General features: G+C 67.5%; 14 protein-coding genes. 8 read left to right on the top strand and 6 right to left on the bottom strand.

The window, feature by feature from the left end; genetic code table 11:
* Positions 1–2 precede the first annotated feature (2 nt).
* Both A5779_RS27585 and A5779_RS27580 read left to right on the top strand, forming a co-directional pair.
* Positions 3–926, top strand: coding sequence for an alpha/beta hydrolase (locus A5779_RS27585; protein ID WP_064886923.1), 924 nt, complete (start codon positions 3–5; stop codon positions 924–926).
* A 177-nt stretch (positions 927–1103) separates the two neighbouring features.
* Positions 1104–2339: a MinD/ParA family ATP-binding protein gene (locus A5779_RS27580; RefSeq protein ID WP_082941885.1), complete on the top strand. Its 1236-nt coding sequence runs from the start codon at positions 1104–1106 to the stop codon at positions 2337–2339.
* Between the two features lie 98 nt (positions 2340–2437).
* Here A5779_RS27580 and A5779_RS27575 read toward each other — a convergent pair whose 3' ends face one another.
* The gene (locus tag A5779_RS27575; RefSeq protein ID WP_064886922.1) at positions 2438–2917 is read right to left on the bottom strand and encodes a hypothetical protein; all 480 of its coding nucleotides are present in this window, start codon (positions 2915–2917) and stop codon (positions 2438–2440) included.
* Between the two features lie 33 nt (positions 2918–2950).
* Positions 2951–3658 (bottom strand): DUF427 domain-containing protein, encoded by a 708-nt coding sequence (locus A5779_RS27570; RefSeq protein ID WP_064886921.1) that lies wholly within the window; start codon positions 3656–3658, stop codon positions 2951–2953.
* A 226-nt stretch (positions 3659–3884) separates the two neighbouring features.
* On the opposite strand from A5779_RS27570, the gene A5779_RS27565 reads away from it, so the two are divergent.
* Positions 3885–4469, top strand: a complete 585-nt coding sequence (locus A5779_RS27565) for a hypothetical protein (protein WP_082941884.1) — start codon at positions 3885–3887, stop codon at positions 4467–4469.
* Entirely contained in the window at positions 4469–5335 is an 867-nt protein-coding gene (locus tag A5779_RS27560; protein WP_064886920.1) for an acyl-CoA thioesterase, read from the top strand. The genes A5779_RS27565 and A5779_RS27560 overlap by 1 nt, the downstream gene beginning before the upstream one ends.
* Before the next feature lie 22 nt (positions 5336–5357).
* On the opposite strand, the gene A5779_RS27555 is transcribed toward A5779_RS27560, so the two are convergent.
* Positions 5358–5612, bottom strand: a complete 255-nt coding sequence (locus A5779_RS27555) for a DUF2631 domain-containing protein (protein ID WP_064886919.1) — start codon at positions 5610–5612, stop codon at positions 5358–5360.
* 87 nt (positions 5613–5699) lie between these two features.
* Complete coding sequence (locus A5779_RS27550; protein ID WP_064886918.1) at positions 5700–7034, bottom strand: cryptochrome/photolyase family protein; 1335 nt, start codon at positions 7032–7034, stop codon at positions 5700–5702.
* 47 nt (positions 7035–7081) lie between these two features.
* Between A5779_RS27550 and A5779_RS27545 the strand changes: the two genes are divergently transcribed.
* A complete protein-coding gene (locus A5779_RS27545) occupies positions 7082–7951 on the top strand; it encodes a TIGR03619 family F420-dependent LLM class oxidoreductase (protein ID WP_064886917.1) in 870 nt (289 codons plus the stop codon).
* Between the two features lie 60 nt (positions 7952–8011).
* On the top strand, positions 8012–9502 hold the full coding sequence (locus A5779_RS27540) for a hypothetical protein (protein ID WP_174554282.1): 1491 nt from the start codon (positions 8012–8014) through the stop codon (positions 9500–9502).
* 3 nt (positions 9503–9505) lie between these two features.
* On the opposite strand, the gene A5779_RS27535 is transcribed toward A5779_RS27540, so the two are convergent.
* Positions 9506–10588 (bottom strand): hypothetical protein, encoded by a 1083-nt coding sequence (locus A5779_RS27535; protein WP_064886916.1) that lies wholly within the window; start codon positions 10586–10588, stop codon positions 9506–9508.
* Between the two features lie 106 nt (positions 10589–10694).
* Between A5779_RS27535 and A5779_RS27530 the strand changes: the two genes are divergently transcribed.
* Both A5779_RS27530 and A5779_RS27525 read left to right on the top strand, forming a co-directional pair.
* Entirely contained in the window at positions 10695–11168 is a 474-nt protein-coding gene (locus A5779_RS27530; RefSeq protein WP_064886915.1) for a hypothetical protein, read from the top strand.
* 20 nt (positions 11169–11188) lie between these two features.
* Positions 11189–12007, top strand: coding sequence for a DUF4097 family beta strand repeat-containing protein (locus A5779_RS27525; RefSeq protein ID WP_064886914.1), 819 nt, complete (start codon positions 11189–11191; stop codon positions 12005–12007).
* A gap of 19 nt (positions 12008–12026) precedes the next feature.
* Here A5779_RS27525 and A5779_RS27520 read toward each other — a convergent pair whose 3' ends face one another.
* Complete coding sequence (locus A5779_RS27520; protein WP_064886913.1) at positions 12027–12479, bottom strand: nitroreductase family deazaflavin-dependent oxidoreductase; 453 nt, start codon at positions 12477–12479, stop codon at positions 12027–12029.
* Between the last annotated feature and the right edge of the window lie 11 nt (positions 12480–12490).

Here is a 12490-nt window from a genome sequence, read left to right as displayed (position 1 = left end):
CCATGGCCTGGCTGGAGCGCCTCGACCCCGCGTTACACGGATTTGCCGAGGCCCGGACCGACCTGAGCGCCGAGCAGTTGGGCGTGGTGCGTACCTCGCTGGATCAGCGTCGGCGGGACGCTGCGCAGGTGCTGGACACCCCCGGCGTGGAGATCGTCGGGGCCCGCGTCGCACTCGGGCGGCGCACCATCCCGGTTCGCATCTACCGCGGTGGACCGTCGCCGTCGCCGGTGGTCGTCTACTGCCATTCGGGTGCCTTCGTCCTCGGCAATCTCGACACCGACCAGATCCAATGCGTGGAGTTGGCCAGGCGCGCCAGGTGCACGGTGATCGCGATGGATTATCGGCTGGCGCCCGAGTATCCGTATCCGGCCGCTTTCGACGACGCGATGGTGGTGCTCAACTGGGCCGCCACGCTGGCCGGGGAACTCGACATCGATGCCGGCCGCATCGCAGTTGCCGGCACCAGCGCCGGCGGCGCGCTGGCCGCGCTGCTGGCCCAGCACTCCGCAGCCGGTTCCGCTCCACCGATCGTGTTCCAGGCGCTGCATCAGCCCGTGCTCGACGACCGGCCCACCCGTTCCAAGCAGGAATTCTCCGACACCCCGGGCTTCGACGGCCCGGCGACGGTGGCGATGTGGCGGCACTATGCGGGCGCGAGGGACGTTCCGGAGGCGGCGGTGCCCGCCCGGGCCGCCACCTTGGCCGGTGTGGCGCCGGCACTGATCACCTGCTCGGAACTCGATCCGCTGCGCGACGAGGCACTCGACTATGCGCGCAGGCTGCTCGCCGACGGCGTTGCCACCGAACTGCATCTGTTTCCCGGGACGTGCCACGGGTTCGATTCGTTGCTTCCCGAGTGGGAGGTCAGCCACCAGCTTTTCGCACTACAAGGTGCGGCGTTGCGCCGCGCCCTGCACGGATGACGCGGTAGCTGGCCAGCTCGGCGGTGGTTGCGATCGACGTTGTGGGCAATAATGCAGGTTCTGTTCTATCCGGATTTCGCACGGACAAATCTGTGCGGCCGGTGCGACGATGGCTGCGGCACGCCCGAGGGGTCAACCCGGGTACGTCGGGAGCGAGTAAGCGATTGAGAGGTAACTATGTCGGCCGACGACGACCGGCTCATGTACTCCGGCGACGCCAAACACGCCAGGGAACCTCTGGGATACGGCGGACTCGACGCCCTGCTGGGCGGACCGGTCGCGGCCCTGCCGAGCGGACGGTCCCGCCACGGCGACGCCAGGGTATCGACTCCTCCCATCGTTCTGACCTCGAATTTCGCTGCTCCCCGCGAATCGGAGATCACCACCAAGCTCCCGCCGGTCCCCGGCCGCCCGATCAGCGGGTCGTCCTCGGCCGGGAGCTGGATCCTGGAACAACCGGTCCCGGCGGCCGCTCCGGGCGAGCCCCGCGCCATCGACAACCTCTCCCGCGTCGGCGTGCGCTCCTCGGTCAAGATGCAGCCGCGGCGCGGCTGGCGGCGGGCGGTCTATGTCACCACCCGCCTCAACCTGGGGTTGTCCCGCGACGAGCTGTACGAACTGGACCTCTACGCCAGGGTGCGCCGCACCGCCCGTGAGTCCCATCAGATCGGTGTCTTCGGCCTGAAAGGCGGCGTGGGCAAGACCACCGTCACCGTGGCGCTCGGATCGGTTCTGAGCGCGGTTCGGGGTGACCGGATCCTCGCCGTCGACGCCGACCCGGCCGGCGGCAATCTGGCCGACCGGGCAGGCCGGCAGTCCGCGGCGACGGTGAGCGACCTGCTGGCCGCCAAGGACCTGTCGCGTTACAACGATGTCCGGGCCTACACCAGCATGAACGAGTCGAAGCTGGAAGTGCTGTCCAGCGATGAGTACAGCGGCGCCAGCCGGGCCTTCAACGACGCCGACTGGAATGCGGCGACCGCCGCTGTCTCCAAGCACTACAACCTGGTGCTGGCCGACTGCGCGGCCGACATGTTCGCGCCGGCCGGCCGCGGCGTGTTGGCGACGGTTTCCAGTGCGGTCATCGTGGCCAGTGCCTCGATCGACGGTGCGCGCCAGGCCGCGGTGACCATGGACTGGTTGCGTCACAACGGGTACCAGGACCTGCTCAACCGCTCCTGCGTGGTGGTCAACCACGTCGGGCCCCGTAAACCCAACGTGAACACCGGCGACCTGGTGCATCAGTTCCAGAAGCATGTGGCTCCGGGCCGGGTGTTCGTGCTGCCGTGGGACAAACACATCGCCGCGGGCACCGAGATCCATTTCGATCTGCTGCGGCCGGCGTTCCGGCGCCGCACCCTGCAGTTGGCGGCGGCGCTGTCCGACGATTTCGAGGGCGGTGCGGGCGTCTGATCCGCGGCTCAGCCGTGCCGGCTTGATTCGCGGCTCCGACCGCGGTGCCTGATTCGCGGCTCAGCCGCGGTGCCTGATTCGCGGCTCAGCCGCGGCCGCTAGCTTGACTCGCCGCTCAACTCCCGGGCCACAGCGGCGTGATAGGCGTCGATGTTGGCCGGGTTGACCACGCGGAACAGTGCATCCGGCAACGGGGCATCTTTGTAGGCCTCGATGGTCATCGTGCGACTGAACAGCGTGATGTCGTTGCCCGGGCGGGTGAACTGGTACTGCACGGTGATGCGGCCTTCTCTGCCGCCGTTGCCGTCGGCATCGTGGCCGAGCCGGCCTACCGAGTTGAACACCCACATCCGCGGTCGCATGGCGATCGCCAGGTGCCAGGTGTAGATCTGCGTGCCGTCGGGTCCGGCCTCGGTCCAGGTGTCGCCGACCTCCAGCGGCAGCCGCTCGGGTAGTCCGCCGATGTGCGCACTCCCAGGGTAGGTCTTCACCCAGTTCGCCGGATTGGTGACGAAGTCATAGATCTCCTCCGCCGATTGTGTGAACGCGGTTTCGGAACTGGTCGTCACGATGCCCAAAGTTGTTCGCCTTCCTCGGTGTTCCCGGTGTGGTCAGAGCTCGCAGCCGCAGGTTGCCGACGCCCCCGAGGAGGGAAGCTCGGCGAGTACGTCCACCCGCGTCGTGTCGAAGCTGAGGAATCCCTGGATGGGCAGGGACTCCGGAGGGGTGTCGGGGTAACTCCACGCCACGTCGGCGATGACGGTGTCACCCACGACCGCCGACCAGTAGGCGGCGATGCCCTTGTAGTTGCAGTACGACGTGGTCGAACTGGGCTGCAGGAGATCGGTGCGGACCAGGGTGGGGTCCACATACAGTCGCGGTTCCAGTGCCGTCTCGAAGACGATCACTGTGTCGTCGGTGTCGACGAGAACGGACCCGGCGGCCGTCACCCGAAGGCCTCGGCGGGACGGCCGGCAGTCGATCCGGTGGTAGGGGTTCGGCGGGTAGTGCACCAGCTTGCGTCCCTCTTCGAACCACGCGTCGACGGCATCCCAGGGCACCGTCACGTATCCCGGTGCCTCGGCCACCGGCGCATGCGGAAGGCCGCCGACCTCGTCGCTCGGAAACGCATAGCTGAGCGGGTGGCCGGCGCGGTGCACCATCAGGGCATGTTCGGTGTCGAGCACGGCGACATCGCCGCGCAGGGCTTGAATACGGCGCGGGTGCGGTTCGACGTAGACCGTGCCGCCCGCGAGCGGTGGCGTGAACCAACCGGCCGGTTGTGTACTCAACGGACCCCGCCCTGCGACGAGACTCATTGCGGGACCTCCATTTTGGCAGACTGATGGATATGGGCGCGGCCATCGAACGCAGCGGTGTCCGTTCGGGGGGTCGATCGCTGCGTCCAGATAGAAGCTTTACAGATTCTCTTGAGAATGTCACGCTGTTGGGTGAGGCGGGCCACACCGCAATACCCCCGTCGAGAGTGCCGGCCGATCAGCCCTTTGGACCCGGATTGGATGCCCTATGTCCCTACAGTCAGGAATGTCCGCACAGTTGTCCGAAGCGCGCGGCGGCAATGTGCACGGCACGGTTGCCCGCACTGGCCCGCTGTCCGGGCCGCGGGCGCAGCCCGACAAGACCCTGCAGTACGAACTCAACGTGGTGGCCGCCGACGTCACCGCCGTGGTGTCGGCCATCGGCGGATGGTTGTTCGACCGGGCGATGGCGGGCTGGCGTGTCAGCGTCGCCGCCGACGCCTGTGCAGACGAGCGTGCACTCCGGATCCTCGGGGTGAAAGCCGTTGATCTGACCGGCCTGTGGTCGACCGAGGCAGATGCGGTGACGATGACGGCGATCGGGACCGATCGGTTCGAATCCGGTGACCACGTACGCGCCGTGCGCCGATCCGGTACCGGCGTGGTCTTTTTCGGGGCACATGGCCCTGCCGGTCTGAGCGGGGCCGTGGACCATGTGCAGTACCAGCCGAGCGCGGCAGCGCTGGCGTTCAAGGCTCACGCGTTGGTGATCGCCGGGGCGGATCCGGGTTCGACCGGGCAGGTCGAGACACTGTTCCGGTACGGACGATCTGCGGGCCTGCTCGAGGCCGATCTGGTGCCGGTGTGTTGATGTCCCGACAGGCGTCTGTCGCCGGTCTGCTCGAGGTGTTCGATGTGACGCAGGCCGGACCGGACCGGTTCGTCGGCGTCACCGGACCGGCCGGCACCGACGGCAGGAAGGTGGCCAAGGGTACGCAAGCGTTGGGCCAGGCCATCGTCGCAGTGGCAAAGCGGTTCCCCGACAAGGTAATTCGTTCGGCCCATGCGGTCTTTACCCGGCCGGTCGAGATCGACTCCACCGTCGAGCTGGCGGTGACCGTGGTGCACGAGGGCCGTTCGACGGCGACGGCTGTGGTGGCCGTCGCCCAGGATTCACGGTTGTGCGCGACCGTTACGGTTATCGCCGATGTGCCCGCGGGCGACGTCGTCAGTCACCATGCGTTGCGGCCCGACGTCGAGACGCCCGAGGACGCCCACCCGGCCGGGCGGGCCATGGCCGGTCATGAGTTGCGCCTGGTCGATGTGGTCGATGTGAACAGTCCCGAGGAGGTGGGGCCGCCGGAACTCTACGCCTGGCTGCGCTATGACCCGATCCCTGAACGGGACGAACTCGCCAAGGCGCTGCTGGCATATTTCACGGGCCAACTCGGAATCTCCACCACCATGCGGCCGCATCGCGGGATCGGCACGGCGCAGGCGCACTCGACGCTGTCGACCGCCCTGATGTCGACATCGGTCAGCTTCCACGAGCCGGTGGAGTGGGACGGCTGGTTGCTCTACGGCCACGAGAGCACCGCGGCCGGACAGGGGATGTCATATGTTCGCGGTCAGGTGCATACCGAGGATGGCGAGCTGCTGGCGTCATTCGCCCAGGAGGGGCTGATTCGCCCGATGCGACCGGTGGATACCGCGATCGATGTGCCAGCCCGGTTGTAGGGCCGGCGGGCGCGCTGTGCGGCTAGCGGATCCAGCCGCGGCGACGCAGCCAGATGTTGCGGATCACGGCCAGGAAGATGAGCGCCGCGAACGTGATGAGGAACCAGTTCTCGACATGTCCGATGTGGTTGCCGTGCATCATGACCAGCAGGAAGATCGCGGACAGGATGCCGCCGAGGTGGATCACCTTGATGTTCAGATCCGACCAGCCCCACGCTGCGGACGGCACTTCCTCGACGTCGACGCCGTTGTTGCGCTCCACTTCGGTGCTGGCCACGGTTGCTCCTCCGGATCGAACTGGCTTCAGGCTTGGCTTCCGCACATTCTGACATACGACACTGCGTCGTACGCCGGCCCTGGGGGTTCAACCGAGGCGCCGGTACCTCCGCAGGGCCTCCTGGCGCTCCTCGGCGTGGTCGACGAGCGGTTCCGGATACGACCTCGGTCGTCCGGCGCCGAGTTTGTGCACATCGGCGACATCGGCCAACTCCGGTATCCAGCGTCGGATGTAGTCGCCGTCGGGGTCGAACTTCGCGCCCTGCAGGTCCGGATTGAAAACGCGGAAGTACGGTGCGGCGTCGGTGCCGCAACCGGCTGCCCACTGCCACCCGTGCTGGTTGTTGGCCAGATCGCCGTCGATCAACTGGTCCAGAAACCAGCGCGCGCCCCATTGCCATGGCAGATGCAGGTCCTTGACGAGAAACGAGGCCACGATCATGCGCACCCGGTTGTGCATGAAGCCGGTCGAGGCGAGCTGGCGCATCCCGGCATCGACGATCGGGAAGCCCGTCCGGCCGTCCTTCCACGCCTCGAATGCCTGCTGGGCCGCCTCGCCGTCGTCCACTTCGATCGCGTCGAAGTCGCGGTTCCAGTTTCGCCACGCGCTGTCGGGCCAGTGGTGCAGCACGGCGGCATAGAAATCGCGGAAGGCCAGCTCGCGCAGGTAGGTCTCATCGTTCGAGTCGAGGTCAACGGCCATGGAGCGTGGGTGGATGGCGCCGAACTTGAGGTGCGCCGACATCCGGCTGGTGGCATCGAGGCCCGGGCGGTCGCGCCGGGCCGGATAGTCGGCCAATTCCTCCGCCACGAATTCCCGCCACTGCGACCGCGCCGCGTCCTCTCCTGCTTCGAAAATCAGTTGTCCTGTGACAGCAGGTATTCCGACGCGTGCGGAGATGTCGCCAGGGATGTCGGCCGGGTCGATCCAGCGCGCGCAATCGGGCCCGGAATCCGCAGGAATGCGCCAGCCGTGCCGACGCCAGGCGCGGAAGAACGGCGTGAAGACCTGATATGGCGTGCCATCCGATTTGGTGATCCTGCCGGGCGACACCAGGTAGCCCGATCCTGTTGCACACAGGTCGGTTTCGCCGAGGGCCGCCCGGACCGCCTCGTCGCGACGCCGGCCGAACGGCGCGTGGTCCTGCGAGGTGTGCACCGAGGTGGCGCCGATGGCCCGGGCGAGCGCCGGAATCCGCTGTTCTGGTCGGCCACGAGTCACCAGAAGTTTTCCGTCGAGGTTGTCGTTGAGGTTGCGCAACGCTCGGTACAGATACTGCAGGCGACGTGCACCCGCGGATGTCTCCAGTCGCGGATCGAGCACGTAGCAGGCCAGTACCTCGCCGCCTTCTCGTGCGGCCTCCAGCAGGGCGGGATGGTCGTGGCACCGCAGGTCTCGCCGGAACCAGAGCAGTGTGGGCATGTGTCCATGCTGCCTATGAACACACCGGAATACACGGAAGGGCGCAGATGCAGTTCTGGAGCGGTACGGCATTCATGGACACCACCGACGCGCTGGCGGTGGCGCCGTTGCTCGACGAGGCCGGCTATCACGGCATGGTCTGCTCGGATCACATGATCTATCCGCGCGAGCTGTCATCGCCGTATCCGGACTCGTCGACGGGTAAGCCGTCGTGGGCACCGGAGACGGCCTGGCCGGACTCCTGGGTTCTGATCGGGGCAATGGCGGCGCTGACCCGCCGGTTGCGTTTCTCCAACGCCGTATACGTGGCGCCCGCGCGTCCGCTGCTCGAGGTCGCCAAGCAGGTGGCGACGGCCGCGGTGATCTCCGGTGGTCGGGTGGCGCTCGGGGTCGGGGTCGGCTGGATGCGTGAGGAGTTCGAGCTCATGGGCCAGGATTTCGACACTCGCGGCAAGCGGCTCGACGAGATGATTCCGGCGCTGCGCGAGATCTGGCGCGGCGGCTGGGTGTCGTACGAAGGGCGCTACTACTCGGTTCCCGAGCTGATGATCGAACCTCATCCGCCCGCCCCCGTGCCGATCCTGTGCGGCGGTGAATCAGAGGCGGCGCTGCGGCGGGCGGCCCGATCGTGCGACGGCTGGATCGGCTACGCCTACACGCTGGAGCAGGCCACCCGCTACACCACCCGGTTGGCCGAACTGCGCCGTGACCACAGGCGGCAGGACGAGCCGTTCGACATCATCCTGGCGCTGCTGGATCCGCCGTCGCCGGATCTGTACAAGCGCGCCGAGGATCTCGGCATCACCGCGGTGATGTGTGCGCCCTGGCTCTCAATGCCCAACGGCGCCACCGGCGTCGACCGATTCCGGGGTCCCATCGAGCAGTTCGCGGAAACGGTCATCGCGAAGATCTGCTGACCGGGGCTACCCGGTCGGCGCCACTATGATCGCGCTAAACCGGTGTGGACAGGGAGGGTCATGAAGCGCACGCTGATGCGCGTCGGCCAAGCCGGCGCTGCCGGTGTCCTCATCGCCGCCGGGATCGGGCTCGGCGCTTATAACGCCTGGTGGGTGGCGGTGTTGGTCTCAGTTCCGCTCATCGTCGCGGGTCTTGCGATTGCACCCCGGCTCTCGCGGGCATCCGACCTTGAGGTGTTCGGGGACCTGACGCATCCGCAAGCGGTGCCGGTCCGTGTCGACGCACTCGCCCGCAGCAGTCTCACCGACGACGATCTGCAGCCGACACTGGTGAGCGCGACGATCAGCCCACCGCACGACACCGTGTATCAGGCGCGGTGGATCGCGTCGATGTCACGTGGCAACTTTCGCTCCCTGACGGAAAATCCGCTCACGACGCTGCCGCCAGATCGACTGCCCGCGCGCGACGTTTCCCGTCCGCCGGGCTTCGGCGATCACCGCGGCGCGCGCGACGTGATGTATCCGGTGGTGACCGTGCTGGTGACGTTCGCCGTGCTGTTCGGGGTTGGCGAGGCCTGGCATATCTCGTTCGGTCGGCCGGCGTCGCCTGTGCCACGGGCCGATACCGAAACCAAGTCGAAGAGCATGAACTTCAACGCCCGTCGTGACGGCATGATCCGCGCGATCGCCGAACAGTTCGGTCCGGCGGCGTCCAACAATCTGCTCGATCTGCGTCTCACCGCCAGCGGGTCGGACTATGGCACGGTGCTCGACCCGACCAACGGTGACGCGACCATCGTCTACATCAACAACGGCGGCGACGCGTTCATCACGCCGTCACAGCGGGTGCTCCGCAAGGACAGCACTTTCACGGCTGCCGAGATCGCGTCGACCGATCTGGACGCGATCGCCGACAAGATGGTCCAACGTGCGAGCTCGGCGGGGCAGCGGGGCGACCTGGAGATCAAACGGTCGGCGCCCGGCGCTCCGGTGATGCTGACCGGCTCCTTCGGTGGCAAGACCGTCAACGGCCTCCCGGACGGCACAGTGGGCGAGATCTTCGATCCGGCGGATTTCGCGGTGTCGTTCGACAAGGCGCGAGAAGCGTTGGCACAGGCCGGGATTACAACCTCCGACCGGGTGCTGACGAACTTCGAGATCCGCGGCACCCACCGGGCCACGCCGACCGCGCACGCGAGCCAACTCCAGAGCAGCGGCGGGGTGCTGCTGGATTTCGACACCGGTGACCGGTCCGGTCAGATCGTCATCGTGCCGGGCGAACTGCCCGAGGTCAGCGCTGAGTCGCACCACTCGCGGAGGCAGACGTTCGCTTTCGACGACATCAGCCTGGAAGCGTTCGAATCCGTTCGCGCACAAGCGATGCAACGTGGCGCCCTCGAACCCTACGAACGGGAGGCTGTCGAGATCTGGATGACCGACCGGGAGATCGACCAGCACCGGTTGGCGATCCGGATCGAGCTCGCGGGCGTGGATGCGGCGACTGGGACCTACTCGGTCACCGGTGAATTCCTTGCGCCCGGCGCCATTTGAGTGTCACTGCGGTTTGGCCGCCTCGATGGCCCGCCGCGTGACACCCTCCAGTTGCGCGAGTTGGACTCTGGGTGGATGCAGGGCGCCACGGTCGGCGAGTTTGGTGACGATTTCGCGGACCCGGCCGTAATAGGTGGCCTGTTCGGCAGGCGTGGTGCTTGACGTGGCGTGGTTGTAGAGCTTGAGTGCGGTATCCAGTTCAGCGCGATCGGTCGCATCCAAATAGGACGTGCCGACCTTCTTCCCGTGTGATTCGCACGCGATCCAGGCGCGGCGCAGGGCCACCACCGCCTGTTGGTAGGCATCGGCCAGTCCCCGGCTGCCCGGATAGTCCTCGGTGCGCAATGCTTGCGCCTCGTCCAGAGCGACATGGAACGTCTGCGTCGGTTCAACGGTGACGTCGGTGATCGCGGGGTAGCGCAACAACATCGCCGGGTCGAGTTCGTAGGCGCCGTAGGCGCCGAGGATGTCGCTGTGGCGCCGGGCGGCCTCCTCCCACAACCGCCGCGCCGCGTCGTCGGTCCCGGCGTCGGCGATCCGCGAACTCGAAACCGGCGCTTCGATACCGGATTCGGAATCGGGCGATCTCGATTCCAACCGGCGCAGGATCTCGGCGGCCGCGGGGTCGGAGCCGACGACGGCCACCCGCCATTCCTCGCTGCCGGCGTCGGCGGTGAAAGTCAGCGTCAGGTACTGCTGCCCCCGCACGGTCAAGAGCCGACCGTCGGTCGTGGTGTCAGCGGCTGGTCCCGCTCGACTCACCGCGATCAGTGATGACAGCGGGTAGCTGACGATGCCGTGGAACTCATGGCCGAGAGAGACGGTGTCGTCATCGACCGTGATCAGCACCGCGCCCGGCTTCTCCAGCCGCCCGAAGGCCACAGCGGCCAGTCCGGCGGCGATGAACATGGCCACGACGACGGCGGTGACAAGTCCGGACACCTCGGCGTAGCTGAGCGCGACCAGCGTGACCATCCCCGCCAACAGGGCGGCGCCCGATGCGACGGCCGACGCACGGTGCCGGCTGGTCAGGTACTCGGTCCGAGCTGTGACGGGGACCGTCCGGGCGTCCTCGGCAGAGTTCATCCGCCTGAGCATACGGTCGCGTCCAGGTGGCCCTTCAGTGCGCGCCGCAGCGGCATGCATCAATATGATGCTTGTTGTGACGTCAAAATGATGTCACCATGACACCATGGATTTGCAGCCGTATGTCGACACCGTCCGGCACGAACTCGGCGTGGCCGCCGCGGCGGGAGGGCCAGAGGCCGAGGCATTGGCCCACCGACTGACCGCGCCACTGGAATCGGCGCTGCGCCTGGCTCTGCTGGAGGCGCTGTCCGAGGCTGCCGAGCAGATCACCCGCGAATTCGCCCCCGGATCCGTCCATGTCCGGCTCAACGGGCGTGACCCCGAGTTCACGGTCCAGCCCACGGAGGCCGACGCTTCCGCACCACCCGTCATGGACGTCCCCGACGACGGTGACGGCGGCACCTGGCGTGTGTCGCTACGAGTCCCGGAGAGCCTGCGGGCCGGGGTGGAGGCCGCCGCCCGGCGGGACGGTGTGTCCGTGAATGCCTGGCTCGTACGTTCGGCCGCGGCGGCCGTCGGTCGGACCGGGCGAGCGAGTCGCGGCACCGACAAGACCTTCAGCGGCTGGGTCCGCTGACCGATCGACAGGAGAAACCGATGCCCAAGTTCCACACCGCCGAACCCATCACGGCCGTCGTCGAAGTCGTTGCCGGCACGGTGCGCCTGGCAGCCACCGGCCGCGAGGACACCGTCGTCGACATCAAACCGCGAGATCCCGAACGCACCTCCGACGTGCGCGCGGCCGAACAGGCCCGGATCGATTTTCACGACGGCACTCTCGTGGTGACCGCAGGCAGGAAGGTCCTGTCGATGGGACGTGGGGGAGCGGTCCGCGTCGACATCGCCCTGCCGACCGGCTCCCGACTGAATCTGTCCTCCGCGTCGGCCGACATCGACGCCGAGGGTGGGTACTCGGACTGCCGTCTCGCCACGGCGAGCGGCCCGATGCGCGTGGCCAGTGTCGCGGGAAACCTCAAGGCGGACAGCGCCTCCGGTGATATCACCATCGGCGACCTGACGGGCAACGCGCGGATCGCCACCGCGTCCGGCGACGCGCAGATCGCTCGCGTGGATGGCGATGTGAAGTTCCAGGCGGCCAGCGGCAGCCTCACCGTCGGAACTCTGCACGGTCACGTCAGGCATCAAACCGCCTCGGGTTCTGTCACCGTCGCCGTAGCCGTCAACGGTGCGCTGAGCGCGCAAACCGGCAGCGGCGAGGTCGAAGTCGGCATTCCGGAGGGCACCGCCGCGCGGCTCGAATTGAAGACCCACTCCGGCACCGTCGACAACGGGTTGCAGTCCTCGGACGGGCCGGCCGACGGTGACGAGACATTCAGGCTCCAGGCCCGCACCGGATCCGGAGACATCTCGATCCGCCGTGCCGTCGGTCCGGTGTCCGCGGGCCACTCCTCTTAGGCGGGTTGTCCGGGGCGCGTTAGGCCGGATCGAACCGAAACACCGTCAAACGTCCTGCCAGTGCCTCGAACTCGTCGGCTGTGCCCTCGATCACCAGGCCGCTGCGCTTGGCGAAGCCGACACCGACCGGAACCTTGACCGCGAACGCTCGCAGCACCGGACGTGACTGGTCCGGCGTGAGTTCGACAATCCTGACCGTCCGGGAGCGTCGGCCCCGGGTCAGGGTTCCGGTACGGGCGGCACGCGCATTGGCCGCCCAGTCCGAGCCGGGGTAGCCCGCTACGGTGTAGAGCCCGCCGTCGTGGTCGAACGGCGTCATCGGCGTGCTGCGGAGTTTACCCGTCTTGCGGCCCGGGACGGTCAGTACCATCGCCGGTCCGGTCGGGATCCCGAGGCTCTGCACCGCCATCATCACCTTGTTCATCGGCTTGAGCCAGCGCGGTGGGTGTGGCTCGGTCGCGTGTCCTGACATGTCTTGTCCTC

This window comes from Mycolicibacterium peregrinum (genome assembly GCF_001665625.1).
GTDB lineage: Bacteria > Actinomycetota > Actinomycetes > Mycobacteriales > Mycobacteriaceae > Mycobacterium > Mycobacterium peregrinum_B.
Note: the sequence above shows the minus strand (reverse complement) of the source record. Positions and strands in the feature narration are given on the sequence as shown.

Excerpts from the sequence above, each read along its gene's own strand:
- A5779_RS27570 (WP_064886921.1), bottom strand. The coding sequence starts at position 3,658 with ATGAGTCTCGTCGCAGGGCGGGGTCCGTTGAGTACACAACCGGCCGGT.
- A5779_RS27535 (WP_064886916.1), bottom strand. The coding sequence starts at position 10,588 with ATGAACTCTGCCGAGGACGCCCGGACGGTCCCCGTCACAGCTCGGACC.
- A5779_RS27545 (WP_064886917.1), top strand. The coding sequence starts at position 7,082 with ATGCAGTTCTGGAGCGGTACGGCATTCATGGACACCACCGACGCGCTG.
- A5779_RS27585 (WP_064886923.1), top strand. The coding sequence starts at position 3 with ATGGCCTGGCTGGAGCGCCTCGACCCCGCGTTACACGGATTTGCCGAG.
- A5779_RS27565 (WP_082941884.1), top strand. The coding sequence starts at position 3,885 with ATGTCCGCACAGTTGTCCGAAGCGCGCGGCGGCAATGTGCACGGCACG.
- A5779_RS27580 (WP_082941885.1), top strand. The coding sequence starts at position 1,104 with ATGTCGGCCGACGACGACCGGCTCATGTACTCCGGCGACGCCAAACAC.
- A5779_RS27560 (WP_064886920.1), top strand. The coding sequence starts at position 4,469 with ATGTCCCGACAGGCGTCTGTCGCCGGTCTGCTCGAGGTGTTCGATGTG.
- A5779_RS27540 (WP_174554282.1), top strand. The coding sequence starts at position 8,012 with ATGAAGCGCACGCTGATGCGCGTCGGCCAAGCCGGCGCTGCCGGTGTC.
- A5779_RS27525 (WP_064886914.1), top strand. The coding sequence starts at position 11,189 with ATGCCCAAGTTCCACACCGCCGAACCCATCACGGCCGTCGTCGAAGTC.
- A5779_RS27550 (WP_064886918.1), bottom strand. The coding sequence starts at position 7,034 with ATGCCCACACTGCTCTGGTTCCGGCGAGACCTGCGGTGCCACGACCAT.
- A5779_RS27520 (WP_064886913.1), bottom strand. The coding sequence starts at position 12,479 with ATGTCAGGACACGCGACCGAGCCACACCCACCGCGCTGGCTCAAGCCG.
- A5779_RS27530 (WP_064886915.1), top strand. The coding sequence starts at position 10,695 with ATGGATTTGCAGCCGTATGTCGACACCGTCCGGCACGAACTCGGCGTG.